Origin of the sequence: Streptomyces sp. A1277 (genome assembly GCF_004795015.1) — a bacterium.
Classification (GTDB): Bacteria; Actinomycetota; Actinomycetes; order Streptomycetales; family Streptomycetaceae; genus Streptomyces.
The window spans coordinates 1-23844 of sequence record NZ_SSBI01000071.1; the positions used below are offsets into that span (position 1 = coordinate 1).

Genomic DNA, 23844 nt, shown 5'->3' on the forward strand with positions numbered 1-23844 from the left:
ACCGGGCTCACGGGGCCGCCCCGGCCCACCCACTCGTCGGCCCGGCCGATCAGCCAGTCCCGGCTGGGGACGACCAGGCCCGCCGGGGTGAAGGCGATCTTCCGCAGCTCGGTGTGGCTGCCGGAGTCCTTGCGCCACAGCCCGCTGACGATGTCGACCGCCTCGGCGGGCGAGGCGGCGAACTCAAGACCGGCGTAGACGGGGGCGCAGGCGTCGAGGCCCAGGTCCTGAGCGGAGAGCCGGCGGCCGAGCCGCCGGGTGAAGACCTCGGCGATCAGCGCGGGGGTGGTGCCCCGGGGCTGCTGGCCGCGCAGCCAGCGGGTCACGGAGGTCTTGTCGTACCGCAGGTCGAGGCCGTGTTCGAGGCCGAGCTGATCCACCCGGCGGGCGAGGCCGGCGTTGGAGAAACCGGCCTCGGTGATGAGTGAGGCGAGCCGACGGTTGGGGGTGCGCTGCGGGGGTCGTTCCGACATCAGCTGTAGGGTCTCCTGCCTTCCGGGCCGGGCGGGCAGCCCTCAGGGCGTCCTCTGACGAACGGCGCGAATTTAACTGTCTGCGGGGCGGCCCCGGCCTCCTTTGCTCCACATTCATCCGATCGTGTGAGGATTGCGGGTGGCGCTGACGGGAAAGACCTGCCGGGCCCCCGCTACGACGCCGGTCGTACAGTGGCCCGGGCGCGATTCGTGCAGGGTGACGCGACGCCGGGGAAACCCTCCGGACCGCGGCACCGCGAGTAGAGAGGCTGCTGTCGTGACTGAGCTCCGGTTCGTCCGTCTGGGTTTCGGCGAGGACGCCGTCGACTACCAGGAGGCATGGCAGAAGCAGCGTGAGGTGCACGCGGCCCGCTTCGAGGACACCGTCCCCGACACCTGCCTGCTCCTGGAACACCCGCCCGTCTACACGGCCGGCCGGCGCACGGCCGACAGCGAGCGCCCCCTCGACGGCACCCCCGTCATCGACGTGGACCGCGGCGGCAAGATCACCTGGCACGGCCCGGGCCAGCTCGTCGGCTACCCGATCCAGAAGCTGCCCCGCCCGGTCGACGTCGTCGCGCACGTGCGCCGCCTGGAGGAGGCGCTGATCCGCACCTCCGCCGAGTTCGGTGTCGAGACCACCCGGATCGAGGGCCGCAGCGGCGTCTGGGTCCTGGGCGACCCCGTCGAGCAGCGCCCCGCCGTCGGCGGCCTCACTCTCGACTTCGACCCGCGCATGCAGGACGAGGAGTTCGACCCCCGGCTCAACGGCCCGGAGTACGCCCCCTCCAACGCCGGCCAGCGCCGCGAGGACCGCAAGCTCGCCGCGATCGGCATCCGCGTCGCCAAGGGCGTGACCATGCACGGCTTCTCGTTCAACGTGAACCCGGACAACACCTGGTTCGACCGGATCGTCCCGTGCGGCATCCGGGACGCGGGCGTCACCTCGCTCGCCTGTGAACTCGGCCGCGACATCACCATCGCCGAGGTCCTCCCGGTCGTCGAGAAGCACCTGCGCGACATCCTGGAGAACGCCGAACTCGCCCCGCGCACCGTCGCGCGCACCGGCGACGCCATGGCCACGGCGTGACCCACGGAACACGCCCCCGGGAATAGGCCCTGCCGCCCCCAGGTTGGGCAGACGTAAAGCCGAATGAACTACGGGCGTACCCTGGTGTTCGCCGAAGAATCCAATGCAGTGAAAGCAAAGGGGAGTGCCGGAGTGTCTGTCGCACCTGACGGGCGCAAGATGCTGCGCCTTGAGGTCCGGAACAGCCAGACCCCCATCGAGCGCAAGCCCGAGTGGATCAAAACCCGGGCGAAGATGGGCCCCGAGTACAACCAGCTGCAGAAACTCGTCAAGAGCGAGGGCCTGCACACGGTGTGCCAGGAGGCCGGCTGCCCCAACATCTTCGAGTGCTGGGAGGACCGCGAGGCCACGTTCCTCATCGGCGGCGACCAGTGCACCCGGCGCTGTGACTTCTGCCAGATCGACACGGGCAAGCCGCAGGCGCTGGACCGGGACGAGCCCCGCCGCGTCGGCGAGTCGGTCGTCACGATGGACCTGAACTACGCCACCATCACCGGCGTCGCCCGCGACGACCTGGAGGACGGCGGCGCCTGGCTGTACGCGGAGACCGTCCGCCAGATCCACGCCCTGACCGCTGACCGGGAGGCCGGCCGCACCAAGGTCGAGCTGCTGATCCCCGACTTCAACGCCGAGCCCGCCCAGCTCGCGGAGGTCTTCTCCTCCCGCCCCGAGGTGCTCGCGCACAACGTGGAGACGGTGCCGCGGATCTTCAAGCGCATCCGCCCCGGCTTCCGCTACGAGCGCTCCCTCGAAGTCATCACCCGGGCCCGCGAGGCCGGTCTGGTGACCAAGTCCAACCTGATCCTCGGCATGGGCGAGACCCGCGAAGAGGTCAGCGAGGCGCTCCAGGACCTGTACGACGCGGGCTGCGAGCTCATCACGATCACGCAGTACCTGCGCCCGTCCGTGCGCCACCACCCCGTCGAGCGCTGGGTGAAGCCCCACGAGTTCGTCGAGCTGAAGGACGAGGCCGACGCGATCGGCTACTCGGGCGTGATGTCCGGGCCGCTCGTCCGCTCCTCGTACCGCGCGGGCCGGCTGTTCCAGCAGGCGATGGACCGGCGCGAGGCCCAGGTCCCGGCGCCCTCCGCGTAAGCACACCGCGTCGGCACCCCGTGTGACACCGCGCACCATCGGCTCGGTCACCGCCCGGCGCGGTCCGTCCCCTCCTCGCAGGTTCCTCGCAGGTTCCTCGCAGGTCCGAGAGCCTGCCGGGGCGCGGACGGACCGCGTCGGCGTGCGCGGCGCCCGTATCAAGGTTTCATTGGTGTTTGACCGACCGGTCATGCGCTGGTAACACCGAACAGTGACCCTGGATGAACGCGCAGCACGGTGACTCCGACCGCCACCGCCTCCCCTGCGCCCCGTCTCCAGTCCGCGCAGCACACGCACATCGTTTCCGAGGGGACTTCCACGATGCAGGCCGCGCCGGTACGCGCCACCGTCATCCCGACCGTCACCGATGCCCTCCGCGCCGTCGAGTCGCTGCTGCTGAGCGGCGGCCAGCGCACCGCCCGCCGCAACGCCTGGACGGCCGTCCTGGAGGACCGCCGCCGGGCCAGGGACCGGGCCGAGTCCGGGTACGTACTGGAACGGGAGGCCGTGGCCGCCCGCCGTTCCCGGGCCACGTAAACTTCATTGCATGGCGAGGAAGGCAAACACCACTGAAGGCGCGGACAGCGCCGAGAACGCGGGGCGGCTCAAGCAGATCGCCCTGACCTACAAGATGACCAGGCGGACCGACACCAAGATCGGTCTTGTGGTCGCGGGTGTGGGAATCGTCACCTTCGGTGTCATCCTCGCGATCGGTTTCCTGATCGACCACCCGATCTACCTGGGCATCCTGGGCTTCGTGCTCGCCCTCCTCGCGATGGCGATCGTCTTCGGACGACGAGCCGAGCGCGCGGCCTTCGGGCAGATGGAGGGCCAGCCGGGCGCAGCGGCGGCGGTGCTGGACCGCGTGGGCCGCGGCTGGACGACGACCCCCGCGGTCGCGATGAACCGCAGCCAGGACGTCGTCCACCGCGCCGTGGGCAAGGCGGGCATCGTGCTGGTCGCCGAGGGCAACCCGAACCGGGTGAAGAGCCTGCTGGCGGCCGAGAAGAAGAAGATGGCCCGCATCGTGGTGGACGTCCCCGTCCACGACATCATCGTCGGCAACGGCGAGGGCCAGGTGCCGCTGAAGAAGGTGCGCACCAAGATGCTCAAGCTGCCGCGCGTCCTGACCGGCCCCCAGGTCACGGCCGCCAACGACCGGCTGCGCGCGATGGGGGACCTGATGAGCAACATGCCCCTGCCGAAGGGGCCCATGCCTAAAGGCATGCGGATGCCACGCGGCGGGAAGATGCGCTGACCGGACCGCGTACGGAACGCGAAGGGGGCGGGCCGTGAACCTCGTGGTTCACGGCCCGCCCCCTTCGCGTTCCGTACGCCTCAGAGGCGGACCTGCACCGCGCGGGCGAGGCGGTCGTGGAGGCCGCGGCCGTCGCGGTCCCAGACGAGGGCCGGGATCGCCAGGCAGAGCAGCACGCTGCGGACGAGGACCCGTACGAGGCCGAGGCGCCCGCCGTCCTCGGCGATCACGCGGATGCCCATGAGGCGCTTGCCGGGGGTGCAGCCGATGGTGCCGACCGTGAGCACGCTCATGACGAGGAAGACGCCGAGTGCCCAGTTGCCGGCGGCCTGCTGGTCACCGCGGGCGAACAGTCCGTATGCGATCAGCAGGCACAGGGCCCAGTCGATGAAGAGGGCTCCGAAGCGCCGGCCGAGCGGGGCGATGGCCCCGGGGCCCTGCTCGGGGAGGCCGAGCCGCTTGCCCCGGTACCCGAAGTCGGCGCCCATCTCCTCGGCGGCCGCGCGCGGCCCGGAGAGCCACGATCCGATTGCTTGCCTGTTGTCCACCCGACCACGGTACTGCGCCCGGCCGCGCGCCTTCCCCCGCGGGTGCCGTCCCATTGCTCGGACGCGCCGGTGAGACGGCCGGGAAGCCCGCCGGGCCCCGGTACGAAGGCGGTCCGGGTGCCTTTCGACCGCTCGTCGCAACCGGCCCGGTTAACTTCGGCGAAACAAATGGGTCATGCTTGAGAAATCCGGTCTGCCTATGGTCGGGTCCAGCGTGTGCCACCGCACTGGTCACACAACGAGCTGCAACCCCGTCCCTCCGGGCCGGGAGTAGGAGGAGTTGGATGTTCCAGAACGCCGACGACGCGAAGAAGTTCATCGCCGACAACGACGTCAAGTTCATCGATGTCCGGTTCTGTGACCTGCCCGGTGTGATGCAGCACGTCACCGTTCCGGCGGCGACCTTCAACCCGGCCGACGAGCTTGCCTTCGACGGCTCGTCGATCCGCGGCTTCCAGGCCATCCACGAGTCCGACATGGCGCTGCGCGCGGACCTGTCGACCGCCCGCGTCGACCCCTTCCGCCGCGACAAGACCGTCAACATCAACTTCTTCATCCACGATCCGATCACCGGCGAGCAGTACAGCCGTGACCCGCGCAACGTGGCCAAGAAGGCGGAGGCATACCTCGCCTCCACCGGCATCGCCGACACCGCGTACTTCGGTCCCGAGGCCGAGTTCTACGTCTTCGACAACGTCCGCTTCCAGACGTCGGCGAACGAGAGCTTCTACCACATCGACTCCGAGGCCGGCGCCTGGAACACCGGTGCGATCGAGAACAACCGCGGTTACAAGGTCCGCTACAAGGGCGGATACTTCCCCGTCTCTCCGGTCGACCACTTCGCCGACCTGCGCGCCGAGATGTCCCTGGAGCTGCAGAACAGCGGCCTGGAGATCGAGCGCCAGCACCACGAGGTCGGCACCGGCGGCCAGGCCGAGATCAACTACAAGTTCAACACGCTGCTCGCCGCGGCCGACGACCTGATGCTCTTCAAGTACATCGTGAAGAACGTCGCCTGGCGCAACGGCAAGACCGCGACCTTCATGCCGAAGCCGATCTTCGGCGACAACGGCTCGGGCATGCACGTCCACCAGTCCCTGTGGGCCGGCGGCGACCCGCTGTTCTACGACGAGCAGGGCTACGCGGGCCTCTCGGACATGGCGCGCTACTACATCGGCGGCATCCTGAAGCACGCCCCGTCGCTGCTGGCCTTCACCAACCCGACGGTGAACTCCTACCACCGCCTGGTCCCCGGCTTCGAGGCCCCGGTCAACATGGTGTACTCGCAGCGCAACCGCTCCGCCGCGATGCGCATCCCGATCACCGGCTCCAACCCGAAGGCCAAGCGCGTCGAGTTCCGCGCCCCGGACCCCTCGTCCAACCCGTACCTGGCCTTCTCGGCCCTCCTGATGGCCGGCCTGGACGGCATCAAGAACAAGATCGAGCCCGCCGAGCCGATCGACAAGGACCTCTACGAGCTGGCTCCCGAGGAGCACGCCAACGTCCAGCAGGTCCCGACCTCCCTCCCGGCCGTCCTGGACGCCCTTGAGGCGGACAACGAGTACCTCCAGGCCGGCGGCGTCTTCACGTCCGACCTGATCGAGACGTGGATCGACTACAAGCGCACCCACGAGATCGCCCCGATCCAGCTGCGCCCGCACCCGCACGAGTTCGAGCTGTACTTCGACCTCTAGATCGCGGGGGCCGGGACATACCCGTACCGGCGGTCGAAACCTGGCGGCGTACCGGACACAGCTTCGCCAGAGCAAGAGCCCTGCCACTCTCCGCGGAGAGTGGCAGGGCTCTTCGCTAACTCTCTCGCAGCGTCCTGACCATGACCGCGTACAGCGGGGAGTCGTCGGAGGGCCTGGCCTCGTCCCGCTTCTCGTAGCCCCACTTCTCGTACAGGGCTTGCACCCTCGGGTGGGTGGAGTCGACCAGGAGCGTCACGAAGTCGACCTCGACCGATTGGATCAGCGCGTCGTGGATCTGCTGGGCCCGGCCGGTCCCCTGCCACTGCAGGGCGTCGAATCCGGGCCGGTCGTAGAACGAGATTTACACGGAGGGCTGTACACCGTCGGCGCGTCCGAACGCCTTCTCCGCGAGGCTCACGGCTCGCAGGGATTCGGTGGGCTGGTGCAACCTGGCCAGGGCGTTGGCGTGCCGCATGTGTCCCAGCGACGCGTACAGCGGGTCGCGCCGGGCGGTCGATGACCGCTTCATGACCTCGGCGCCGGCCGCCGCCTCGGTGTGGTTCTCGCGCTGGCTGGAGGTGAGCATCAGGTGGTCCCAGACGCGGTACATGGCTTCCCCCTCACGCGCCAGGCCCGCGAGAGGGAGGGCCTTGTCGAGGTGGGAGCGGGCACGCCGTGGAGCGCTTGCGTCGATGGCTGCGGAGCCCGCCAGACACATGGCGTCGGAGGCGAGCCGGTACATCTGGCGCCGCACGCGGTCCGAGGCGCCACCGTTGGCGAGCGACGACTGGATACGTGCCGCGAGCTCGATGGCCTTGTTCTCGATTCTTCCCGCCCCGCCGAGTCGCGAGTCACCGCCCAGCAACTCGATGTACTCCAGGTGAAACCGGTCGGCGTCGGGCCGTCCCAGTCGCGTGCGGCGTTGCGAGGCAGCAGCGGCGGTTCCGGTCGCTGCGACAAGGAAGGTACGGCGGTGCACTGGGTTCTCCGCTTGTACGGCGGTGCGTGGTGGGGCGAACCCTAGGTCCGCGACAGCGCAGCCGAATACCGCTTCGAGTGCGGCGCACGTGCGGCCGATCGGCCTGTGCTGCCGTTGAGAAGGCTGCGCACTGTCCGCGCGGACACATCGCCCGGCCTCCCGCCGAGATCATCGAGCGCGATGTTCATCCGATGCGCTAATCCGTCCTGTGTCAGGCCGAGTTCATTCATCCGGCCTTTCAGGATGACGTTCGCTCCCATGCGGCAGAACGTAGCGGGGTCGGTACGTCCGAACCAGCCGTCGGGTAATGCGGACGCAAAGTTTTCCGGTTGGCTACGGGCGGCTCGGCGGCGATCTTTCCTGTCCACAGCCGCCCGACGGTCGTTGACTGGTGACACGCCCCGGAGGTTGAAGGACGCTCCGGCCGGCTCACCCGAAGCAGCGACCACGCCCTGTCCGTGGCACGGCCCGCTGCACCGACCTCACCCGCCAGGAGTGCGCGATGACCACGCCCCTCCCCACCGACGAGCAGCCGGAGTACGGCGTCCCGAGCTCCGACCTGATGGCCCGCGCCCACGAAGGGTTCGCGGCGTTCCTCGCCCGGTTCGAGGACGACGCCCCGTTCGAAGAGGAGGCCACACAATGACCGGCGTCGGTCTCGGATCGTTCTTCCACGAGGACGACCACCCCTGGCTGCACCGGCGGCAGGTCCGCGACATCGCGAACCGCAGCGAGGGCGAGCTCACCGCGATCGTTCACGAGAAGGCCAACGGACGGACTGTCCGCGTCGGGCACGTGCGGCCCGCGTCCGGGGTCGAGTGGACGACGCCCGCGGAGAACCTTCAGCTCATCACGTGAGGCAGCGATTGACGATTCTCGCGCACACCGTCATCGCCGCTCTCCTTCCGGCCACCGCCGGCACGCCCGACGGTGGGCCCACCGACTTCCGCCCCGCCGGATCACCGGCCTGGGCGGAGGCACCACCAGACACCACTCGCGCCTCCACAAAGGAGCACCACCATGATCGACACGCACACCGAGAACAGTGACGCCGCTGCCGAGAAGACGCCGGTAGCGGTAGACCTCGGCGATGTCGTCGAGCTGACCGAGGGCCAGGGCTGCGGACAGTCGGAGGACAAGCGCCGCGCGTACAACTGCTGATCCCTGTCGCAGCGGGCGCGGTCCTGGCCTTCGGGCTGGGGCCGCTCCCCGCTCCTGGCCCTGGAGGACACGTTGCCCATCGGCGGATTCAGCACCAACCGGCCCGATCTTCCTCGCCCACTCGGCGCGGAGAGCATCGCCACGCCCTCTCTGTGGCGGCTCGGCAGCACGCCCGTTCGCACGGCACAGCGCGCCGGCCGACGGATCCATGTCATCGGCTTGTGCGGGGCCACCACTGAAGAGGTGCAGGCCCTCGCCGACCGCCCCGTACCCATGCGCGCCACGTGGCAGTGGCCGGGTACTTACGCGGTCTTGGAGGAGCTGGATCACGAACGCGCCGGGTTCAAGCACGCGGGGAAACTGCGGGAGGCCGGATACTGGCTCGGCCAGGTCTGCGACGAGGTGCTGATGGACGCTTTGGCGCAGGACCTCACCGGGCCTTCGGTGGTGCGGGCGCTCCTGGGCCGTGTCTGACTAAGGATCTCGGATCGGCTCGCGGAGCCGGAGGATCAGTGAGGCCAAGTGGACCTGGGCCTCGCAGCGGGCCTTGATCTCTGGACCTTCGCGCAACCGGAGGAGCCCTCAATGCCCGCCCGTCAGCTCCCCGCTCAATGTCCGGTGCAGGTCGGCGCTCGGCTGGTTGAGGCCGATGATCTCGACGGTCTTGCCGCGTTGGGCGTACTTCGTTTCGATCGCGTCCAGGGCGGCGACCGATGAGGCGTCCCAGATGTGGGTGGCGGTGAGGTCGATGACGATCTTGTCCGGGTCGGTGGCGTAGGCGAAGCGGGTGACCAGGTCGTTGGACGAGGCGAAGAAGAGTTCGCCGGTGACGGAGTAGACGACCTGGCCGCCGGCCGGGTCGGTGACCGCGGTGACGTCGGCCACGTGCGCTACGCGGCGGGCGAAGATGACCATGGCGGTGACCGAGCCGACGACGACGCCGATGGCCAGGTTGGACGTGGCGACCACGATGGCGACGGTGATGACCATGACCGCCGTTTCGCCCGCCGGCATCCGGCGGAGGGTCTTCGGGGCGATGGAGTGCCAGTCGAAGGTCGCGAACGAGACCATCACCATGACCGCGACCAGGGCCGCCATCGGGATGTCGGAGACGACCGGGCCGAAGGCGATGCAGAGCACCATCAGGAAGGAGCCGGCGAGGAAGGTGGACAGGCGGGTGCGGGCTCCGGAGACCCGGACGTTGATCATGGTCTGGCCGATCATGGCGCAGCCGCCCATGCCTCCGAGGAAGCCGGTGACGATGTTGGCGATGCCCTGGCCGATGGACTCGCGGGTCTTGTTGGAGCGGGTGTCGGTGATGTCGTCGACCAGCTGGGCGGTCATCAGGGATTCCATGAGGCCGACCAGCGCCATCGCGAGGGCGTAGGGGGCGACGGTGGTCAGGGTGTCCAGGGTGAACGGCACGTCGGGCAGGCCGGGTACGGGGAGCGAGGAGGGCAGTTCGCCCTTGTCGCCGACGCTCGGGACCGCGATGCCGGCCGCCAGGGTGATGGTGGTGAGGACGAGGATGGAGACGAGGGGGGCCGGGACGACCCGGGTGACCTTGGGGAAGAACACCATCAGGAGCAGGCCGCCTGCGATCAGCGGGTACACCGCCCAGGGCACGTCGTGCATCTCGGGCACCTGCGCCATGAAGATCAGGATGGCCAGGGCGTTGACGAAGCCGACCATCACGGAGCGTGGCACGAACCGCATGAGTTTGGCGACGCCGAGCGCCCCCAGCACGATCTGGAAGAGGCCGGCGAGGATCACGGCCGCGATCAGGTAACCGAAGCCGTGCTCGCGGTTCAGCGGGGCGATCACCAGGGCGACCGCGCCCGTCGCGGCGGAGATCATCGCGCGCCGGCCGCCGACGATCGAGATGGTGACCGCCATCGTGAAGGAGGCGAACAGGCCGATCGCGGGGTCCACACCGGCGATGATCGAGAACGAGATCGCCTCCGGGATCAGGGCGAGCGCGACGACCAGACCGGCGAGGACCTCCGTGCGCCACACCTTGGGGTCGGAGATCCAGTCGGGCTTGAGGGCGCGCAGCCGTGCTGTGGAGGAGAGTGCAGAAGCAGACACGAGGGCGTACCTGTCGGTCGGGCGCGCCCGGTCGCTGGGAGCGTGCGGGCGTGCGGGGGTACGTGCGAGGACGGAAAGGGTGCGGACGCGCTGGGGCGGCGTGCCGGGGCTCAGGGGTGACGGGTCACGGCGGGCAGGCGGCGTTGCGGGGCGTCGTCGTCATCCGCTCGCTCGCTCTCTCTCCCACCGGAATTCGGGCGCGTTCCCCGGCTCCACCGCGTAGGGCGTGGAACGTGCACACGCGTACGCGCGGTCTCGGGCGCCGTACAACTGTACCTTCCCGGCCCGTACACGTAGGGTCGTGCCCGTGAACACCGGACCGGCTATACGCCATGCACGGAACGGCTACCCGGTGGTGGGCTGAGCCCCCGCCGGATGCGTCTCGCGGCGCGTTCCGTATGCCTGGCGCGGGGACCTCCCCCGGCTCGTACAGCGTGCGTTTTCCCCTGTACCGGGCCACGAAGAGATCACGAGGTCGTTCACCCATGTCAGTTTCGTTCAACCACACCATCATCGCCTCCAAGGACCGTCACGCGTCCGCGCAGTTCTTCCGTGAACTGCTGGAGGTCGATGAGGCTCCGTCCTGGGGGCCGTTCGTCAACATCCGGCTCCCTGACGGCGTGCTGCTCCAGTTCGCCGAGCCGCCGGTGGAGATCCAGATGCAGCACTACGCGTTCCTCGTCGACGAGGAGCTGTTCGACCGGGCCTACCGGCGGCTCGCCGAAGGCGGGGTCGAGCACTGGGCCGATCCGCAGATGACGCGGCCCGGTGAGACCAACACCGAGCGCGGCGGGCGGGGCGTGTACTTCAAGGACCCCGCAGGCCATGCGATCGAGCTGATCACCCGCCCCTATCTGTAAGCGGGATCTGTAAGCGGGATCTGTAAGCCGGACGGGCGAGGAGGGGCGGCGGCGGGGTCGCGGGGCCGGGCGGATGCGCGGAGGCTGGGGGGATGAGTGAGCAGGCGCCCCCCGGCGACCCGGTCCCGCCGCCGCCTCCCCGGCGGCGGATGTGGCCGTGGGTGCTGTTGATGATCGCTGTGCTGCTGGCGCTCGCCGCGGGCGCGACCTGGGCGGTGCTGTCGGACGTGATCCGCTCGGAGGGCTCGCGGACCGTGCACATCCGGTACGAGGTCACGGGCACCGCCCAGGACGTGGTGCTGACGTACAGCACCTGGCGGGGTGAGGAGCTGTCGACCGGTCGGCTGGCGCTGCGGTCCCTGCCGTGGGCCGGGGAGCTGGATACGAAGGGGTTCATGAGCGGGGGCTCGTTCGTCGTCAGCGTCGGCCGGGCCGGCGGCGACGTCTCCTGTGCGGTGACCGTGGACGACGGTACGCGACGCACCGATTCGGCGTCGGGTGCGTTCGCCACGGCCACGTGCGACGGGTACTGAAACGGGGACGGGCGCCCCGGTGCTCTCGCGGGGCGCCCGTCCTTCCGGTCAGCGGCCGTAGCGGATGAGGGCGCGGACCATGCGGCAGGTGGTGTCGGACGGCGGGTGGATGCCGAGGCGCTCGGCGGTCGTGCGTATCCGGGCGTTGCTCGCGCTCGACGGGAGGTAGACGCCGGTGTCGAGCAGGGCGATGGCCAGGCGCATCGCCTTGAGGCGGCGGTTGTGCGAGACGTACCACTCGCGGGGGCGGCCGGCGGGGAGCGGCTTCTTCCTCGGGGGCTGAAGCGGGGACTTGGTCAGCGGCTTGGTCGTGACTGCGGCAACGGCCATGGGCAACCTCCTGGCGCGGTGGCGGTACTCGTCGGAACCCTCACGAACTACCTCCATTTTACTGCCCCGCACTGACAATCGCCCCTGGCCAGAGGGGTTTTCACCGGTCTTCGGCGAGTCCGTCCCGTACCTTTGGCCCCATGGAGATCTGGATCAATCCCGCCTGTTCCAAGTGCCGCAGCGCGGTGCGGTTGCTCGACGCGGAGGGGGCCGACTACACGGTTCGCCGCTACCTGGAGGACGTGCCGTCGCCGGAGGAGATCCGGGCCGTGCTCGACCGGCTGGGGCTTGAGCCGTGGGACATCACGCGGACGCAGGAGGCGGACGCGAAGGAGCTCGGCCTCAAGGACTGGCCGCGCGAGCCGGAGGCCCGGGAGCGGTGGATCACCGCTCTCGCCGAGCACCCGAAGCTGATCCAGCGGCCGATCATCACGGCGGAGGACGGCACGGCTGTCGTGGCCCGTACGGACGAGGCGGTCCGGGACGCGATGGGGCGCTGAGGGGACCTGCCTATCCTTCCCGCGCGTCGAGGAACCGCGCCATCGCGTCGGTGAGTCCGGGGGCCGTCGCCGCGTGCAGCGGCAGTGTGTGGTGGGTGGCGGCCGGCAGGATCGCCGTCCGCGCGCGGCAGCAGGCGGTGCGCGGCGGCCGCGGCCCGGGGCGCGTTAGGTGCGGGGGCGGGCGGTGCGGGGGCGGCGGGGCCGGGCTGGGCCGGGGCCCGCCGCCACGGGCTCAGCTCCCCGCCCGCTCCTCCGCCTCGGCCAGCAGTTCGGTCAGGCGGAGGCCGAAGCGGACGTCGCAGGGGTGGGCCTCACCCGTGCGCACCGAGGCGATCAGCGCGTCCACCGCCGCCGCGAACGCGTCCACCACACCGTCCCAGCGCGGGAGTTCGGCGATGCCGTGCTCACCCCGGAGCTGGACCTCCACCCCGGCCGCCGCAACCGGGGCGCCCAGGGCCAGGGTCACCGTGCTGGAGGCCCCCGAGGTGTGGCGCAGGACGAGGTGGTGGACGTCGGAGGGGCCGCGGGCGGCGGTCAGCTCCGTGACGTCGCCCAGGACCGGGATCAGGACCGAGAGGGCGTGCGGGCCGACGTCCCAGAGGCCGCCCCGCTCGCGGCGCCAGGGGGAGGCGGCGTACTCGTTGTCCGCCCCGGGGGCCCACAGCGCGCCGATCCAGTCCGCGCGGGCGGTGAACCAGTCGCCCGCCGCGGCCTGTTCGGCGATCCAGGCGGAGGTCTGCGGCGCGAACCGCAGCGTGCAGAAGACGACGGAGGCGACCCGGGCCTGCTCCGCGGCCTCGGCCACCTCGCGGGCCCCGGCGACCGTGGTGGCGACCGGCTTGTCCATGATCAGGTGGCAGCCGGCCGCGGCGGCGCGTGCGGCCAGCGGGGCCTGTACGTCCGGCGGCAGCGCGAACGCGATGGCGTCGCTCGTCGCGAACAGCTCGTCGAGCCCCGCGTCACCGGAGTAGGCCGGGGCCCCGTACGCGGCGGCCAGCTCCCCGGCGGCCTCGGCGCGCCGGCCCCACACTCCGCTGAGCACGGCGCCGGGGTGGGCGGCCAGGGCGGGGGCGTGGGTGTTGCGGGCCCAGGGGCCGGTGCCGGCCAGTCCGATACGCAGGGGGTTCTCCGGTGTCGTCATGGCACCAGTGTGCCCGGTGGGGCCGCGGTACCGGGATCCCTGGGCCGCCCGCGCGCCCCGGGCGGCAGGCCCGGTCCGCCGGGCAACGCGGTGGCGGGGTGTACGGCCCCCACGGGTGCGGCTCCGCCCGGCAGCCGCGAGCACCCGGCCCCGTCCCCCTCCCTCAATCGCCGGGCGGTTTCTTCCGGAACCCAGGTAACACGGGGTTCACACGAGGGCAACGGACGGGAAATCGCGCCTTGCGAAGCTGCATCGCATAGACCGCAGCACCCGCAAAGGATGGCTTCCGTGACGTTCAAGGCTGAGTACATCTGGATCGACGGCACCGAGCCGACCGCCAAGCTCCGTTCCAAGACCAAGATCATGCCCGGTAGCCCGTCGTCCGACGTGGCCGAGCTGCCGGTCTGGGGCTTCGACGGGTCGAGCACCAGCCAGGCCGAGGGCCACGCCTCGGACCGGGTGCTGAAGCCGGTCTTCACCTGTCCGGACCCGATCCGCGGCGGCGACGACGTCCTGGTCCTGTGCGAGGTCTTCGACATCGGCATGACCCCGCACGCCTCCAACACGCGGGCGCAGCTGCGCCCGGTCGCCGAGCAGTTCGCCGGGCAGGAGGCGATCTTCGGCATCGAGCAGGAGTACACGTTCTTCGACGGCCACCGGCCGCTCGGCTTTCCCGAGGGCGGCTTCCCGGCCGCGCAGGGCGGTTACTACTGCGGTGTCGGCGCGGACGAGATCTTCGGCCGCGAGATCGTCGAGAAGCACCTCGACAACTGTCTGAAGGCGGGCCTGGGGATCTCCGGCATCAACGCCGAGGTCATGCCCGGTCAGTGGGAGTTCCAGGTGGGCCCGCTGTCGCCGCTGGAGGTCTCCGACCAGCTGTGGATCGCCCGCTGGCTGCTCTACCGCACCGCCGAGGACTTCAACGTCTCCGCGACGCTCGACCCGAAGCCGGTCAAGGGCGACTGGAACGGCGCGGGCGCGCACACCAACTTCTCCACCAAGGCGATGCGCGAGGGCTATGACGCGATCATCACGGCGTGCGAGTCGCTGGGTGAGGGCTCGAAGCCGATGGACCACGTCAAGAACTACGGCGCGGGCATCGACGACCGGCTGACCGGTCTGCACGAGACGGCCCCGTGGAACGAGTACAGCTACGGCGTCTGCGACCGCGGTGCGTCGGTCCGCATCCCGTGGCAGGTGGAGCAGGACGGCAAGGGCTACATCGAGGACCGCCGCCCGAACGCCAACGTCGACCCGTACGTCGTCACGCGGCTGATCGTGGACACCTGCTGCACGGCGCTGGAGAAGGCCGGCCAGGTCTGAGTCCAGACCTCGACGCCCGTACGAGGGGGTGCCCACCGGGGGTCCGGTGGGCACCCCCTCCGGCGTCGTCACCTTCCTCCAGGTGTGGCACGAGGCGGGCGGGGCTACGAGTCGGAGCACCGGGCGGGCTGGGCGGCGAGCCATGTCCGCGTCGCCGTCGGCCCCCGGCGTGAGGAACGTAACGCAAAGGGTCCGTATCGACGGGTGAGAGAGGTCTGCTGCCGCGTGCCGTTCTCTGGTTCAATGGGGGCATGGCCGGCTTCCCGCACACCTCGACAGGTCGCAGCGACCTCGAGCCGTTCTGGCCCTCACGTCAGCACCACGACTTCGACCGGGTGTGTTGCCGCGCGCTGAACGCGCCGGCCCCGTAAAGCCGCTCACCCGGCCTCCGGTCCGCGCGCACGCAGCAAGTCCGTCCACCCGACGACTCCTCGCGCGAAAGAGCTGACCCCTCATGCCGAACACCCGTTCCTTCTCCGCCGCAGCCGCTGCCACCGCAGCGCCGACGGTGACCGCTGCGACCGCGTCCGCCCCTACCCACTCCCCCAACCGGCACCGGCTGCGCGCCGTCGCCCCCGACGAGGCCGTCCAGCAGGCCGACGTATCCGCGCTCCTGACGCCGGGTGCGACCTGGCTGCCGGCGCCTCAGCACGCCCTGCCCAGCCTGCCGGGCCGGCCGCCGATGGTCGGCTACCTGGTGCTCGTGCCCGCCGACCAGCAGCCCGCCTTCGCGGCCGCCGCCGCCCAGTACGCGGTGCCGGAGCCGCCGGCGGAGGCAGCGGCGGCGGACGGGCGGGTGACCATCGATCCCGTCCAGCGCTCCGCCTCGGTGAACGGGCAGCTGCTCGATCTCACCTACCTGGAGTTCGAACTCCTCGCCCACCTGGTGGCGCACCCCCACCGGGTGCACACCCGCGACCAGTTGGTGACGACGGTCTGGGGCTACGGGCACGTGGGCGACGGGCGCACCGTCGACGTCCACATCGCCCGGCTGCGCCGCAAGCTGGGCGCCGAGCACCGCCGCTCGATCCAGACGGTGCGGCGGGTGGGGTACAAGTACGCCCCCTGAGCGGAGAACGGGGCGGGCCCCCGTCCCCGGTGCGTCGCACCGGGGACGGGGGCCCGCCTTCGTACGTCCCCGGTCAGCGCCGCGCTCCCGGCCCCACCGGGGTCGCGGGAACGACCGGCTCCGGTTCGCTGTGGTCCAGGCCGGGCAGCCGGCCGAGGCCGCGCGGGGTGCGCCAGTTGCGCTCGCCCAGCAGCGCCATCACGGAGGGCAGCAGCACCATCCGTACGACCGTGGCGTCCAGCAGCACCGCGACGGCCAGGCCGACGCCCATCTGCTGCATGTCCTGCATCGAGAGCGTCGCGAAGACCGAGAACACCGCCACCATGATCACGGCCGCGCCGGTCACCGCCCCGGCCGTGCGCCGGATGCCCTCGTCGATCGCGGCCCGGGTGGCGAGCCCCCGGCCGTGGGCCTCGCGGATGCGGGAGACCACGAAGACGTGGTAGTCCATCGAGAGACCGAACAGGACGACGAGGACGAACAGCGGCATCCACGCCTCGACCGCGCCGACGCCTTCCGAGCCGATCAGTCCGGCGCCCCAGCCGTGCTGGAAGACGGCGGTCATCACCCCGTACGCGGCGGCCACCGAGAGCAGGTTGAGCAGGACGGAGGTCACGGCGATGACGTACGACCGGAAGCAGAACAGCATCAGCAGGAACGTCACCGCGGTGACGAAGAGGAATACGGGAGCCATGCCGCTCTTCAACTGGTCGTTGAAGTCGACGGACCCGGCCACCTCACCGGTGACGTAGGCACGGGCGCCGGTGGAGTCGAAGGCGGCCGGCAGCCGTTCGTCGCGCAGTTCGGCGAGGCCGTCCTTGCCGCCGGGCAGCGGGACCTCGAACTCCGCGACGTTCTGCGCCCGGTGCACGGTGACGTGGTCGAAGCCGGCGAGGGCCTTGCGGACGCCGGGCGCGGTGATGTCGTCCGCCTCGACGACGACCTGGGCGGGGGCGGGGCCGCCGGGGAAGGTCTCGCTGATGTGGCGGTAGGCGACGGACAGCGCGGAGTCGGAGCCGAACTGCTTCTCCAGGCCGAGGGATTCGGTCTTCATGCCGAGGGCGGGCGCGGCGAGCACCAGCAGGACGGCGACGGAGGCGGCGGCGGAGAACTTCGGGTTGCGCAGGGCGGGCCGCAGCAGCCGGCCGGCGACCCCTCCGCTCTCCTTCCGGCCCCGCTTGCCGCGCCGGTTGAGCAGCGGCACCCGGCCCGCCTCGACGCGGTCGCCCAGCCAGGACAGCAGGGCGGGCAGCACCGTGACGGAGCCCAGCATGGCGATCAGGACGACGGTGATCGTGGCGAGCGCGAAGCCCTTGAAGAGCATCAGCCCGGACAGGAACATGCCGGCCATCGCGACCATCACGGTGAGCCCGGAGACGAGCACGGCCCGGCCGCTGGTGGCGGCGGCGATCCGCAGGGCGGTCTCGGCGTCGCGCCCGGCGGCCCGCTCGTCGCGTTCGCGCCGCAGGTAGAACAGGCAGTAGTCGACGCCGACGGCGAAGCCCATCAGGAACATCACGGAGTACGTGGTCTGGAAGAGGTGCAGCTGGTGGCTGGCCAGCGAGAGCAGTCCGAAGGCCGCCAGGCACGCGGTGAGGGCCAGCCCTACGGGCAGCAGAGCCGCGACGACCGCGCCGAAGGCGACGAGCAGGATGCCCAGGGCCAGGGGTACGGCGGTGAACTCGGCCTTCTTGAAGTCGTCGGAGAGCAGATCGCCGAGCCACTTGCCGGCGCTGGCGTCGCCGAACTGGTGGATGGTGACGTCCGGCCGCTTCTCCCCCACCCCGGCCACGGCGTCCAGCACGGGCTGCACCCGGTCGCCGGCGGTGTCCGCGTCGCCCTTCATCTCGAAGGTGATCAGCGCGTCCCTGCCGTCCTTGGAGGGGACCGGGTCCGCGAGGCCGGTGACCTCGCCGGTCCTGTCGATGGCGGCGGTCAGCTCCCGGGCGGCGGTCCGCCAGCCGTCCGGCTCGGCCGCGGACACCATGACGAGCTCGCCGGCCCGGTGGCCGAGACCCGCGTCGGACAGGATCTGTTCGGCGCGGGCCGAGTCGCCCGCGCCGTTCTCCGCGTCGGTCATCTCGACCATGCCCGAAGCGCCGCCGATACCCGCGGCGAGTACGACGAAGAGCAGCCAGCCGAGAATGGCCGTCTTGCGGTGGTGTGCGCTCCACACACCGATACGTGCCGCGAGGTTACGCCTCATGGCGTGTTCGCCCCCTGTTGGTGGATGTCCGACGATGCCCCTCGAATCTAGGAAGGCGCCCGCCGCCGCCCCAGCCGCTGAAGCCCCCGCTCCGCAGGACGTAGGGCGAGGTCACAGGGGTGGTGCTAGGTACACCCCGACCGGGTGGGGAACCGGCTGACGCCCGCGGGGCCCGCCGGGTCAGACTGTGTGCGACACGGGGCCGGCACGAGGGCCCGGCGAGGGTGAGAGGGACCGCGATGGACACGAAACGGGGACGGATCGGGTCGGCGCTGCTGGCCGCGTGGCGGGGGCTGGTGCTGTCGTTCGCCGCCATCGTGGGGTCGGTCACGCTCTTCGTACTGGCGCTGGTCTCCATGACCTTGATCCCGCTGGGCATCGGCCTGGTCACCACGCCGTACATCCTGGAGGCGGTCCGCAAGCACGCCAACCAGCGCCGGCTGCTGGCCATCACCTGGTCGGACGTGCGCATCCCGGTCCCGTACCGGCCGTTCCCGAAGGATCTGCGCGGCGGGTTCATCGGGCAGGTGGAGCGGACCACGCTGATGCTGAAGGACCCGGCGACCTGGCGGGACATGCGGTGGATGCTGGTCGACATGACGGCCGGGTATGTGGTGTCCGTGCTGTCGGTGGCGCTGATGGTCTTCCCGGTGGAGGGGTTCGTCCTGGCGGCGGGCCTGTGGCGGGTGTTCACGGACGACCGGTACTGGTACGCGTTCATCCCGGTCGACAGCCAGGGGACGGGCCTGCTGGCCGCCGCGCTCGGCGTGGTGGTCCTCACGGTCGGGGTGGTGCTGAGCGAGCGGCTGCTGCGGGCGCACTTCGTGCTCGCCCGGTCGGTGCTGGCCCCCACCCAGGAGCAGGAACTCGCCCTGCGCATCGACCGGTTGACCGAGACCCGGCACGAGGCGGTCGACACGGCCGCGTCCGAGCTGCGGCGCATCGAGCGCGACCTGCACGACGGGGCGCAGGCCCGGCTCGTCGCCATGGGCATGAACCTGGGCACCATCGAGGCGCTGGTCGAGAAGGACCCGGCGCAGGCGAAGAAGCTCCTGTCGATGGCCCGGGAGTCCTCGGCCGAGGCGCTGACCGAGCTGCGCGACCTGGTCCGGGGCATCCACCCGCCGGTGCTGGCCGAGCGCGGGCTCGGGGACGCGGTGAAGGCGCTGGCGCTGCGGCTGCCGATCCCGTGCGAGGTGGACGTGGAACTGGACGGCCGGGCCGGGGCGCCGGTGGAGTCGGCGGCGTACTTCGCGATCAGCGAGGCCCTGACGAACGCGGCGAAGCACTCGGGCGCCGACCGGATCTGGGTGGACCTGCACCACAGCGAGGGCGCGCTCAGGTTCTCGGTCACGGACAACGGGAAGGGCGGCGCGACGGTCGGCGCGGGCTCGGGCCTGAGCGGAATCGAACGCCGACTCGGTACATTCGACGGCATCATGGCCGTCAGCAGCCCCGCGGGCGGTCCCACCATGGTGACCATGGAGATCCCTTGCGAGTTGTCCTAGCCGAAGATCTCTTCCTGCTGCGCGACGGCCTGGTCCGCATGCTGGAGGCGTACGACTTCGAGATCGCGGCCGCCGTCGAGACCGGGCCCGAACTGACCAGAGCCTTCGCCGAGTTGGAGCCGGACGTCGCCGTTGTCGACGTCCGGCTCCCGCCGTCCCACACGGACGAGGGGTTGCAGTGCGCGCTGGCCGCCCGGCGCGCGAGACCCGGCCTGCCGGTCCTCGTACTCTCCCAGCACGTCGAGCAGTTGTACGCGCGCGAGCTGCTGGCGGACGGCAACGGCGGGATCGGCTACCTGCTCAAGGACCGGGTCTTCGACGCGGACCAGTTCATCGACGCGGTGCGCCGGGTCGCGGCGGGCGGGACGGCGATGGACCCGCAGGTCATCTCGCAGCTGCTGACGCGGCGTTCGCAGGACAAGCCGATGGTCGGCCTGACTCCGCGCGAGCGGGAGGTCATGGAGCTGATGGCGCAGGGCCGGTCGAACGCGGCGATCGCCTCGCAGATGGTGATCACGGAGCGGGCGGTGGCCAAGCACACCTCGAACATCTTCGGAAAGCTCGGCCTGCCGCCTTCCGACGACGACAACCGCCGCGTTCTGGCCGTACTGGCGTATCTGGACCGGGGTTAGCGGCTGCCTGCCAGGTGCAGGGTGGTGGCCCCCAGGTGCGGTTTCGCCCGGGATTCCAGCACCTTGACGCGGACCGCCGACGCGGTGACGGCCCCGGGGAGCGGCAGGATGCGTTCGTGGCCGATGGTGGTGCCTTCGGTGATCCGCTGCCAGGCCCCGCGGACCTTCGCCTCCACGGTGAACTTCTCCACCCGCTGGCCGTGCCGGACGTCCTCGCGGACGGCGACCCGGTCGAAGGTGTACGGTCCCGGGCCCTGCTTGCGTACGTCGGTGCCGTAGATCCGGCGCACGTCGGCACCGAAGGCGGTCAGTGACGCCACCGTCCGCGTCGGCGATCCGGCCGTCGGGCGCGGGCGGGACGTTGAGCAGGAGCGAGGTGTTGCGGCCGACGCTCTTCTCGTACAGGTCCATCAACTGCGCGGCGCTCTTGGGCTGTTCGTCCTCGTGGTAGAACCAGCCGGGGCGGTTGGAGACGTCGGCCTCGGCCGGGTACCACTGGAGGTAGTGGACGTCCGGGCCGAGGAGCCTGGCGCGGGAGCCGATGTCGGTGTCGGTGGAGTCGTTGGGCAGGCCGCCGAGCCCGGTCCACGGGTCGGCGGTGTGCGGGGTGACGCTCCACTCGGTCTCGCGGGCGGTCCCGTTCTCGTTGCCGACCCAGCGCACCCCCTGAGGGCCCTGGAAGACGACGGTGTTCGGCGAGAGCGCCTTGACCATGTCGAACCACTGCTTCACGTCGTACTTCTGGGTGATGCCGGAGCCCGACCACGGGTTGGCGCCGTCGAGCCACAGCTCCTCGGCGGGCCCGTACTGGGTGAAGATCTCGTACAGCTGGTTGAGGTAGTACGCGTCGTAGTCGTCGGCCCGCACCGTGAAGCCGGGCAGTTTGCCGCTCTTGACGCGGGCGGCGCGGTCGTCGCCGGGGACGAGGGTGGGGATGGTGCGTTCGGTGACGGCGCTGCCGTTGCCGAAGCGCCCCTGGCCCGCCGGGGCGCGGTCGCCGTCCTCCAGGGCCATCCGCTCGGGCAGGCTCAGCGCCTTGCCCTCGGCCTGCTCGGCGCGGATCTTCTCGACCCACTCGGCGTGCCAGGCGTGCGGGAGTTCGGCGCCGTCCGAGGGCGAGAGGTAGAGGCCGACCTTCAGCCCGGCCTTGCGGGCGGCCTTGACGTAGGCGGCGACGACGTCGGGGCTGCCGGGGCTGAGGGCGACCGAGTGGTCGGTGTAGCGGCTCGGGTAGAGGACGAAGCCGTCGTGGTGCTTGACGGTGAGCATGACCTGTTCGGCGCCGGCGGCCTTGTAGGCGCGCATCCACTGGTCCGCGTCGATGCCGCCGGGCGCGAAGAGCTTCTCGTCCTCCGTGCCCGAGCCCCATTCGCGGCCGGTGAAGGTGTTCATCCCGAAGTGCGTGAAGGCGGTGACCTCCCGCTGCTGCCAGGCCAGCTGCCCGGCGGTCGGGACGGTGTTCGCCGCCTTCTCGATGATCCGGCCGGGGCTGTCGCACGCCTCGACCGTCATCTGCGAGGCCGGTTTCACGGGCCCACGGCACGCACCGGCGGCCTCGGACGACCGGGGCGCGGACTGCTGCGCGGTGGCGGTTGCGGGGATGAGCGCGGCGGCGGCCGCCAGCGCGAGCGCGCTGAGCACATGGGTGCGTCGTGCCATGGTTCCCTCTCCTTCACGACCACAAGTGGTCGGATCTCTCGGGTGCCGACGCGTGCATGGTGCCGCACAGGGGGGTCCACGGAAAGGGCACGGGCTCAATACGTCCTATCTATCATGAGCAAAGTCCAAGCCTCCAGGACCGCCCTCAGTCGTTGAACCGGGACGGCACTCAGCCGTTGAACCGGGACCGCCCTCAGTCGTTGAACCGGGACGGCACTCAGCCGTTGAACCGGGACCGCCCTCAGCCGTTGAACCGGGACGGCACTCAGCCGTTGAACCAGGACGCCACATCGAGCCGGAAGGCGCCGTCCGGGGCCATCGTGCGCAGGTCGTCCTCCAGGGCGCGGACCCGCTCGGCCCCCAGCGCGCGGACCCACTCGGCCCGCAGCCGGTCGAAGCCCTCGGCGGACCGGACCAGTACGTCGATGCCCCGCGCGGTCAGCCGGACCAGCTTGCGGCGCCCGTCACTCGGGTCGTCGGCGCGCTCCACGTAGCCGAGGCTTTCGAGCTTCTCCACGGTCTTCCCGGCGGCCTGCTTGGAGACGCCGAGCCGGCGGCCGATCTCGCTGGCGGTCGCCCCCTCGACGCCCACCGCCTGGAGGGCGTAGCCGTACGCGGGCCGCATGTCGGGGTGGCCCTGCCCGGCCAGGTCGCGGTGGAGGCCGTCGATGACCGTCCGGAACCCGGCGAACAGGAGCAGGGGCAGCTCGAAGCCCGCGCCCGGCTCGGCGGGGCGCCCGTCTCCGCGCTCAGCCATTGCGAAACTCGACAACCTGGTTTACGTTTTCGTCAATCACGTTGTCGAGTTTACCGCGAGGGGCCAGCCATGTCCGCGACCGTCTTCCCCGACCACACCATCGAATCCGCCCCCGCCGCCGCCCGCCCCGCGCTGGCGGCCATCGCCGAGAAACAGGGCTTCCTGCCGTCCGCCGCCGCCCGGATGGCCACCTCTCCGGAGGTGCTGGGCGGCTTCCTGAAGATGAACGCCCTCTTCGAGGCCACCACCCTGGACCGGCTCTCCCGCGAGGTCCTGAGCATGACGATGGCCACCCGGAACGGCTGCCACGTCTGTGTGGCGATGCACACCGGGATACTCACCTCCCTGGACGCCGATCCCGCGCTCCTCGCCGCCCTGCGCGAGGGTGCCCCGCTCCCGGACGAACGGCTGGAAGCGCTGCGGCAGTTCATCCTGGACGCCCTCGCGACGAGCGGGGCCGTCGGCGACGACGCGCTCCGGCCGTTCATGGAGCACGGCTACACCTCACGCAACGCGCTGGAGGTGGTCCTCGGCATCAGCGCCTACACCCTGTCGACCTTCGCCAACCGGATGACCGACGCACCGGTGGACGGCCCGCTGGCGCGGTTCGCCTGACACCTGCCTCCGGCATCCGGCCGGTGCGCCCCGGGGTGACCATCGCACCATTCGCTCGTTCAGCTGAACGTGCGCCCACTGTCAGAGCTACCGTCCACCGCCGCCGCCCCGGTCGACGCGGAACAGACCGAGGCCGCGCTCGTCGAGCACTACCCGCGCCTGGTGCGCATCGGCTACCTCGTCCTGCCGCCCTCGCCGGACCGCGGCCGGCGCGTCCTCACCGCTCACGCCCTGGCGCAGCGCTCCCTCCAGGCGGCGCACCGGGCCGGCGCCGCGGCCGGCGGCGTCCCGCTCCCCCGCCGCCCCGGCCGGACCCAGCCCTGCG

At 70.9% G+C, this 23844-nt stretch carries 26 protein-coding genes and 3 pseudogenes; 18 read left to right on the forward strand and 11 right to left on the reverse strand.

Annotated elements, in window-relative coordinates; all coding sequences use genetic code 11:
* Nucleotides 1–473: pseudogene (locus E6R18_RS32095) on the reverse strand (regulator); the annotation flags it as partial.
* Between the two features lie 277 nt (nucleotides 474–750).
* Between E6R18_RS32095 and lipB the strand changes: the two are divergent.
* The 4 genes from lipB to E6R18_RS32115 all read left to right on the forward strand — a co-directional run bounded on the left by lipB (nucleotide 751) and on the right by E6R18_RS32115 (nucleotide 3916).
* Nucleotides 751–1563 (forward strand): lipoyl(octanoyl) transferase LipB, encoded by an 813-nt coding sequence (gene lipB, locus E6R18_RS32100; RefSeq protein WP_136320387.1) that lies wholly within the window; start codon nucleotides 751–753, stop codon nucleotides 1561–1563.
* A gap of 159 nt (nucleotides 1564–1722) precedes the next feature.
* Nucleotides 1723–2658, forward strand: coding sequence for a lipoyl synthase (lipA, locus tag E6R18_RS32105; protein ID WP_136320407.1), 936 nt, complete (start codon nucleotides 1723–1725; stop codon nucleotides 2656–2658).
* 321 nt (nucleotides 2659–2979) lie between these two features.
* On the forward strand, nucleotides 2980–3195 hold the full coding sequence (locus tag E6R18_RS32110) for a hypothetical protein (protein WP_136320388.1): 216 nt from the start codon (nucleotides 2980–2982) through the stop codon (nucleotides 3193–3195).
* Between the two features lie 10 nt (nucleotides 3196–3205).
* Nucleotides 3206–3916 (forward strand): DUF4191 domain-containing protein, encoded by a 711-nt coding sequence (locus E6R18_RS32115; protein ID WP_136320389.1) that lies wholly within the window; start codon nucleotides 3206–3208, stop codon nucleotides 3914–3916.
* A gap of 80 nt (nucleotides 3917–3996) precedes the next feature.
* Here the strand turns inward: E6R18_RS32115 and E6R18_RS32120 are convergent, their stop codons facing one another.
* Nucleotides 3997–4464: an RDD family protein gene (locus tag E6R18_RS32120; protein WP_168712494.1), complete on the reverse strand. Its 468-nt coding sequence runs from the start codon at nucleotides 4462–4464 to the stop codon at nucleotides 3997–3999.
* A 284-nt stretch (nucleotides 4465–4748) separates the two neighbouring features.
* On the opposite strand from E6R18_RS32120, the gene glnA reads away from it, so the two are divergent.
* Complete coding sequence (gene glnA, locus E6R18_RS32125) at nucleotides 4749–6158, forward strand: type I glutamate--ammonia ligase (RefSeq protein ID WP_136320390.1); 1410 nt, start codon at nucleotides 4749–4751, stop codon at nucleotides 6156–6158.
* A 115-nt stretch (nucleotides 6159–6273) separates the two neighbouring features.
* Here glnA and E6R18_RS32130 read toward each other — a convergent pair whose 3' ends face one another.
* The 3 genes from E6R18_RS32130 to E6R18_RS32140 all read right to left on the reverse strand — a co-directional run bounded on the left by E6R18_RS32130 (nucleotide 6274) and on the right by E6R18_RS32140 (nucleotide 7397).
* Nucleotides 6274–6414 carry a hypothetical protein gene (locus E6R18_RS32130; RefSeq protein WP_240799924.1) on the reverse strand — a complete coding sequence of 47 codons (141 nt, stop codon included), beginning with the start codon at nucleotides 6412–6414 and terminating at the stop codon, nucleotides 6274–6276.
* 105 nt (nucleotides 6415–6519) lie between these two features.
* Entirely contained in the window at nucleotides 6520–7137 is a 618-nt protein-coding gene (locus E6R18_RS32135; RefSeq protein WP_206308487.1) for a hypothetical protein, read from the reverse strand.
* Between the two features lie 41 nt (nucleotides 7138–7178).
* Nucleotides 7179–7397, reverse strand: a complete 219-nt coding sequence (locus E6R18_RS32140) for a hypothetical protein (RefSeq protein WP_136320391.1) — start codon at nucleotides 7395–7397, stop codon at nucleotides 7179–7181.
* Nucleotides 7398–7639: 242 nt separating this feature from the next.
* On the opposite strand from E6R18_RS32140, the gene E6R18_RS34300 reads away from it, so the two are divergent.
* The 4 genes from E6R18_RS34300 (at nucleotide 7640) to E6R18_RS35430 (ending at nucleotide 8772) form a co-directional block, all read left to right on the forward strand.
* Nucleotides 7640–7783 carry a hypothetical protein gene (locus E6R18_RS34300; RefSeq protein ID WP_168712495.1) on the forward strand — a complete coding sequence of 48 codons (144 nt, stop codon included), beginning with the start codon at nucleotides 7640–7642 and terminating at the stop codon, nucleotides 7781–7783.
* A complete protein-coding gene (locus E6R18_RS32145) occupies nucleotides 7780–7995 on the forward strand; it encodes a hypothetical protein (protein WP_136320392.1) in 216 nt (71 codons plus the stop codon). Before E6R18_RS34300 ends, E6R18_RS32145 begins: the two co-directional genes overlap by 4 nt.
* A 162-nt stretch (nucleotides 7996–8157) precedes the next feature.
* Nucleotides 8158–8298 (forward strand): albusnodin family lasso peptide, encoded by a 141-nt coding sequence (locus E6R18_RS32150; protein WP_136320393.1) that lies wholly within the window; start codon nucleotides 8158–8160, stop codon nucleotides 8296–8298.
* 72 nt (nucleotides 8299–8370) lie between these two features.
* On the forward strand, nucleotides 8371–8772 hold the full coding sequence (locus tag E6R18_RS35430; protein WP_346765018.1) for a hypothetical protein: 402 nt from the start codon (nucleotides 8371–8373) through the stop codon (nucleotides 8770–8772).
* Nucleotides 8773–8880: 108 nt separating this feature from the next.
* Here E6R18_RS35430 and E6R18_RS32160 read toward each other — a convergent pair whose 3' ends face one another.
* Nucleotides 8881–10386 carry a SulP family inorganic anion transporter gene (locus E6R18_RS32160; protein WP_136320395.1) on the reverse strand — a complete coding sequence of 502 codons (1506 nt, stop codon included), beginning with the start codon at nucleotides 10384–10386 and terminating at the stop codon, nucleotides 8881–8883.
* Between the two features lie 485 nt (nucleotides 10387–10871).
* Here E6R18_RS32160 and E6R18_RS32165 point away from each other — a divergent pair, with 485 nt between their 5' ends.
* Both E6R18_RS32165 and E6R18_RS32170 read left to right on the forward strand, forming a co-directional pair.
* A complete protein-coding gene (locus E6R18_RS32165; RefSeq protein WP_136320396.1) occupies nucleotides 10872–11246 on the forward strand; it encodes a VOC family protein in 375 nt (124 codons plus the stop codon).
* A gap of 92 nt (nucleotides 11247–11338) precedes the next feature.
* Nucleotides 11339–11779, forward strand: coding sequence for a hypothetical protein (locus tag E6R18_RS32170; protein ID WP_136320397.1), 441 nt, complete (start codon nucleotides 11339–11341; stop codon nucleotides 11777–11779).
* 48 nt (nucleotides 11780–11827) lie between these two features.
* On the opposite strand, the gene E6R18_RS32175 is transcribed toward E6R18_RS32170, so the two are convergent.
* A complete protein-coding gene (locus E6R18_RS32175; protein ID WP_136320398.1) occupies nucleotides 11828–12109 on the reverse strand; it encodes a hypothetical protein in 282 nt (93 codons plus the stop codon).
* A 140-nt stretch (nucleotides 12110–12249) separates the two neighbouring features.
* On the opposite strand from E6R18_RS32175, the gene E6R18_RS32180 reads away from it, so the two are divergent.
* Nucleotides 12250–12609: an arsenate reductase family protein gene (locus E6R18_RS32180; protein WP_136320399.1), complete on the forward strand. Its 360-nt coding sequence runs from the start codon at nucleotides 12250–12252 to the stop codon at nucleotides 12607–12609.
* A 232-nt stretch (nucleotides 12610–12841) separates the two neighbouring features.
* Here E6R18_RS32180 and E6R18_RS32185 read toward each other — a convergent pair whose 3' ends face one another.
* Entirely contained in the window at nucleotides 12842–13750 is a 909-nt protein-coding gene (locus E6R18_RS32185; RefSeq protein ID WP_136320400.1) for a Gfo/Idh/MocA family oxidoreductase, read from the reverse strand.
* Between the two features lie 288 nt (nucleotides 13751–14038).
* On the opposite strand from E6R18_RS32185, the gene glnII reads away from it, so the two are divergent.
* Nucleotides 14039–15073: a glutamine synthetase gene (gene glnII, locus E6R18_RS32190; protein ID WP_136320401.1), complete on the forward strand. Its 1035-nt coding sequence runs from the start codon at nucleotides 14039–14041 to the stop codon at nucleotides 15071–15073.
* A 454-nt stretch (nucleotides 15074–15527) separates the two neighbouring features.
* Entirely contained in the window at nucleotides 15528–16142 is a 615-nt protein-coding gene (locus tag E6R18_RS32195; protein ID WP_136320402.1) for a winged helix-turn-helix domain-containing protein, read from the forward strand.
* Between the two features lie 73 nt (nucleotides 16143–16215).
* Here the strand turns inward: E6R18_RS32195 and E6R18_RS32200 are convergent, their stop codons facing one another.
* On the reverse strand, nucleotides 16216–18348 hold the full coding sequence (locus E6R18_RS32200) for an MMPL family transporter (RefSeq protein WP_206308488.1): 2133 nt from the start codon (nucleotides 18346–18348) through the stop codon (nucleotides 16216–16218).
* Nucleotides 18349–18587: 239 nt separating this feature from the next.
* Between E6R18_RS32200 and E6R18_RS32205 the strand changes: the two genes are divergently transcribed.
* A complete protein-coding gene (locus E6R18_RS32205; protein ID WP_136320403.1) occupies nucleotides 18588–19856 on the forward strand; it encodes a sensor domain-containing protein in 1269 nt (422 codons plus the stop codon).
* On the forward strand, nucleotides 19841–20488 hold the full coding sequence (locus E6R18_RS32210; RefSeq protein WP_136320404.1) for a response regulator transcription factor: 648 nt from the start codon (nucleotides 19841–19843) through the stop codon (nucleotides 20486–20488). The genes E6R18_RS32205 and E6R18_RS32210 overlap by 16 nt, the downstream gene beginning before the upstream one ends.
* Here E6R18_RS32210 and E6R18_RS32215 read toward each other — a convergent pair.
* Nucleotides 20485–22147 (reverse strand): annotated as a pseudogene (locus E6R18_RS32215) (alpha-L-fucosidase). The gene E6R18_RS32210 and the pseudogene E6R18_RS32215 sit on opposite strands and share 4 nt — an antisense overlap.
* Nucleotides 22148–22412: 265 nt before the next feature.
* Nucleotides 22413–22904, reverse strand: coding sequence for a MarR family transcriptional regulator (locus E6R18_RS32220; RefSeq protein ID WP_136320405.1), 492 nt, complete (start codon nucleotides 22902–22904; stop codon nucleotides 22413–22415).
* Between the two features lie 69 nt (nucleotides 22905–22973).
* Here E6R18_RS32220 and E6R18_RS32225 point away from each other — a divergent pair, with 69 nt between their 5' ends.
* Both E6R18_RS32225 and E6R18_RS32230 read left to right on the forward strand, forming a co-directional pair.
* Nucleotides 22974–23519: a carboxymuconolactone decarboxylase family protein gene (locus tag E6R18_RS32225; protein WP_136320406.1), complete on the forward strand. Its 546-nt coding sequence runs from the start codon at nucleotides 22974–22976 to the stop codon at nucleotides 23517–23519.
* Nucleotides 23520–23588: 69 nt separating this feature from the next.
* Nucleotides 23589–23844 (forward strand): annotated as a pseudogene (locus tag E6R18_RS32230) (hypothetical protein); the annotation flags it as partial.

Excerpts from the sequence above, each read along its gene's own strand:
- E6R18_RS32150 (WP_136320393.1), top strand. The coding sequence starts at position 8,158 with ATGATCGACACGCACACCGAGAACAGTGACGCCGCTGCCGAGAAGACG.
- glnA (WP_136320390.1), top strand. The coding sequence starts at position 4,749 with ATGTTCCAGAACGCCGACGACGCGAAGAAGTTCATCGCCGACAACGAC.
- E6R18_RS32180 (WP_136320399.1), top strand. The coding sequence starts at position 12,250 with ATGGAGATCTGGATCAATCCCGCCTGTTCCAAGTGCCGCAGCGCGGTG.
- lipA (WP_136320407.1), top strand. The coding sequence starts at position 1,723 with ATGCTGCGCCTTGAGGTCCGGAACAGCCAGACCCCCATCGAGCGCAAG.
- E6R18_RS32115 (WP_136320389.1), top strand. The coding sequence starts at position 3,206 with ATGGCGAGGAAGGCAAACACCACTGAAGGCGCGGACAGCGCCGAGAAC.
- E6R18_RS32145 (WP_136320392.1), top strand. The coding sequence starts at position 7,780 with ATGACCGGCGTCGGTCTCGGATCGTTCTTCCACGAGGACGACCACCCC.
- E6R18_RS32225 (WP_136320406.1), top strand. The coding sequence starts at position 22,974 with ATGTCCGCGACCGTCTTCCCCGACCACACCATCGAATCCGCCCCCGCC.
- E6R18_RS32175 (WP_136320398.1), bottom strand. The coding sequence starts at position 12,109 with ATGGCCGTTGCCGCAGTCACGACCAAGCCGCTGACCAAGTCCCCGCTT.
- E6R18_RS32200 (WP_206308488.1), bottom strand. The coding sequence starts at position 18,348 with ATGAGGCGTAACCTCGCGGCACGTATCGGTGTGTGGAGCGCACACCAC.
- E6R18_RS32140 (WP_136320391.1), bottom strand. The coding sequence starts at position 7,397 with ATGGGAGCGAACGTCATCCTGAAAGGCCGGATGAATGAACTCGGCCTG.
- E6R18_RS32205 (WP_136320403.1), top strand. The coding sequence starts at position 18,588 with ATGGACACGAAACGGGGACGGATCGGGTCGGCGCTGCTGGCCGCGTGG.
- E6R18_RS32170 (WP_136320397.1), top strand. The coding sequence starts at position 11,339 with ATGAGTGAGCAGGCGCCCCCCGGCGACCCGGTCCCGCCGCCGCCTCCC.
- E6R18_RS32110 (WP_136320388.1), top strand. The coding sequence starts at position 2,980 with ATGCAGGCCGCGCCGGTACGCGCCACCGTCATCCCGACCGTCACCGAT.
- E6R18_RS32195 (WP_136320402.1), top strand. The coding sequence starts at position 15,528 with ATGCCGAACACCCGTTCCTTCTCCGCCGCAGCCGCTGCCACCGCAGCG.
- E6R18_RS32185 (WP_136320400.1), bottom strand. The coding sequence starts at position 13,750 with ATGACGACACCGGAGAACCCCCTGCGTATCGGACTGGCCGGCACCGGC.
- E6R18_RS34300 (WP_168712495.1), top strand. The coding sequence starts at position 7,640 with ATGACCACGCCCCTCCCCACCGACGAGCAGCCGGAGTACGGCGTCCCG.
- E6R18_RS32220 (WP_136320405.1), bottom strand. The coding sequence starts at position 22,904 with ATGGCTGAGCGCGGAGACGGGCGCCCCGCCGAGCCGGGCGCGGGCTTC.
- E6R18_RS32165 (WP_136320396.1), top strand. The coding sequence starts at position 10,872 with ATGTCAGTTTCGTTCAACCACACCATCATCGCCTCCAAGGACCGTCAC.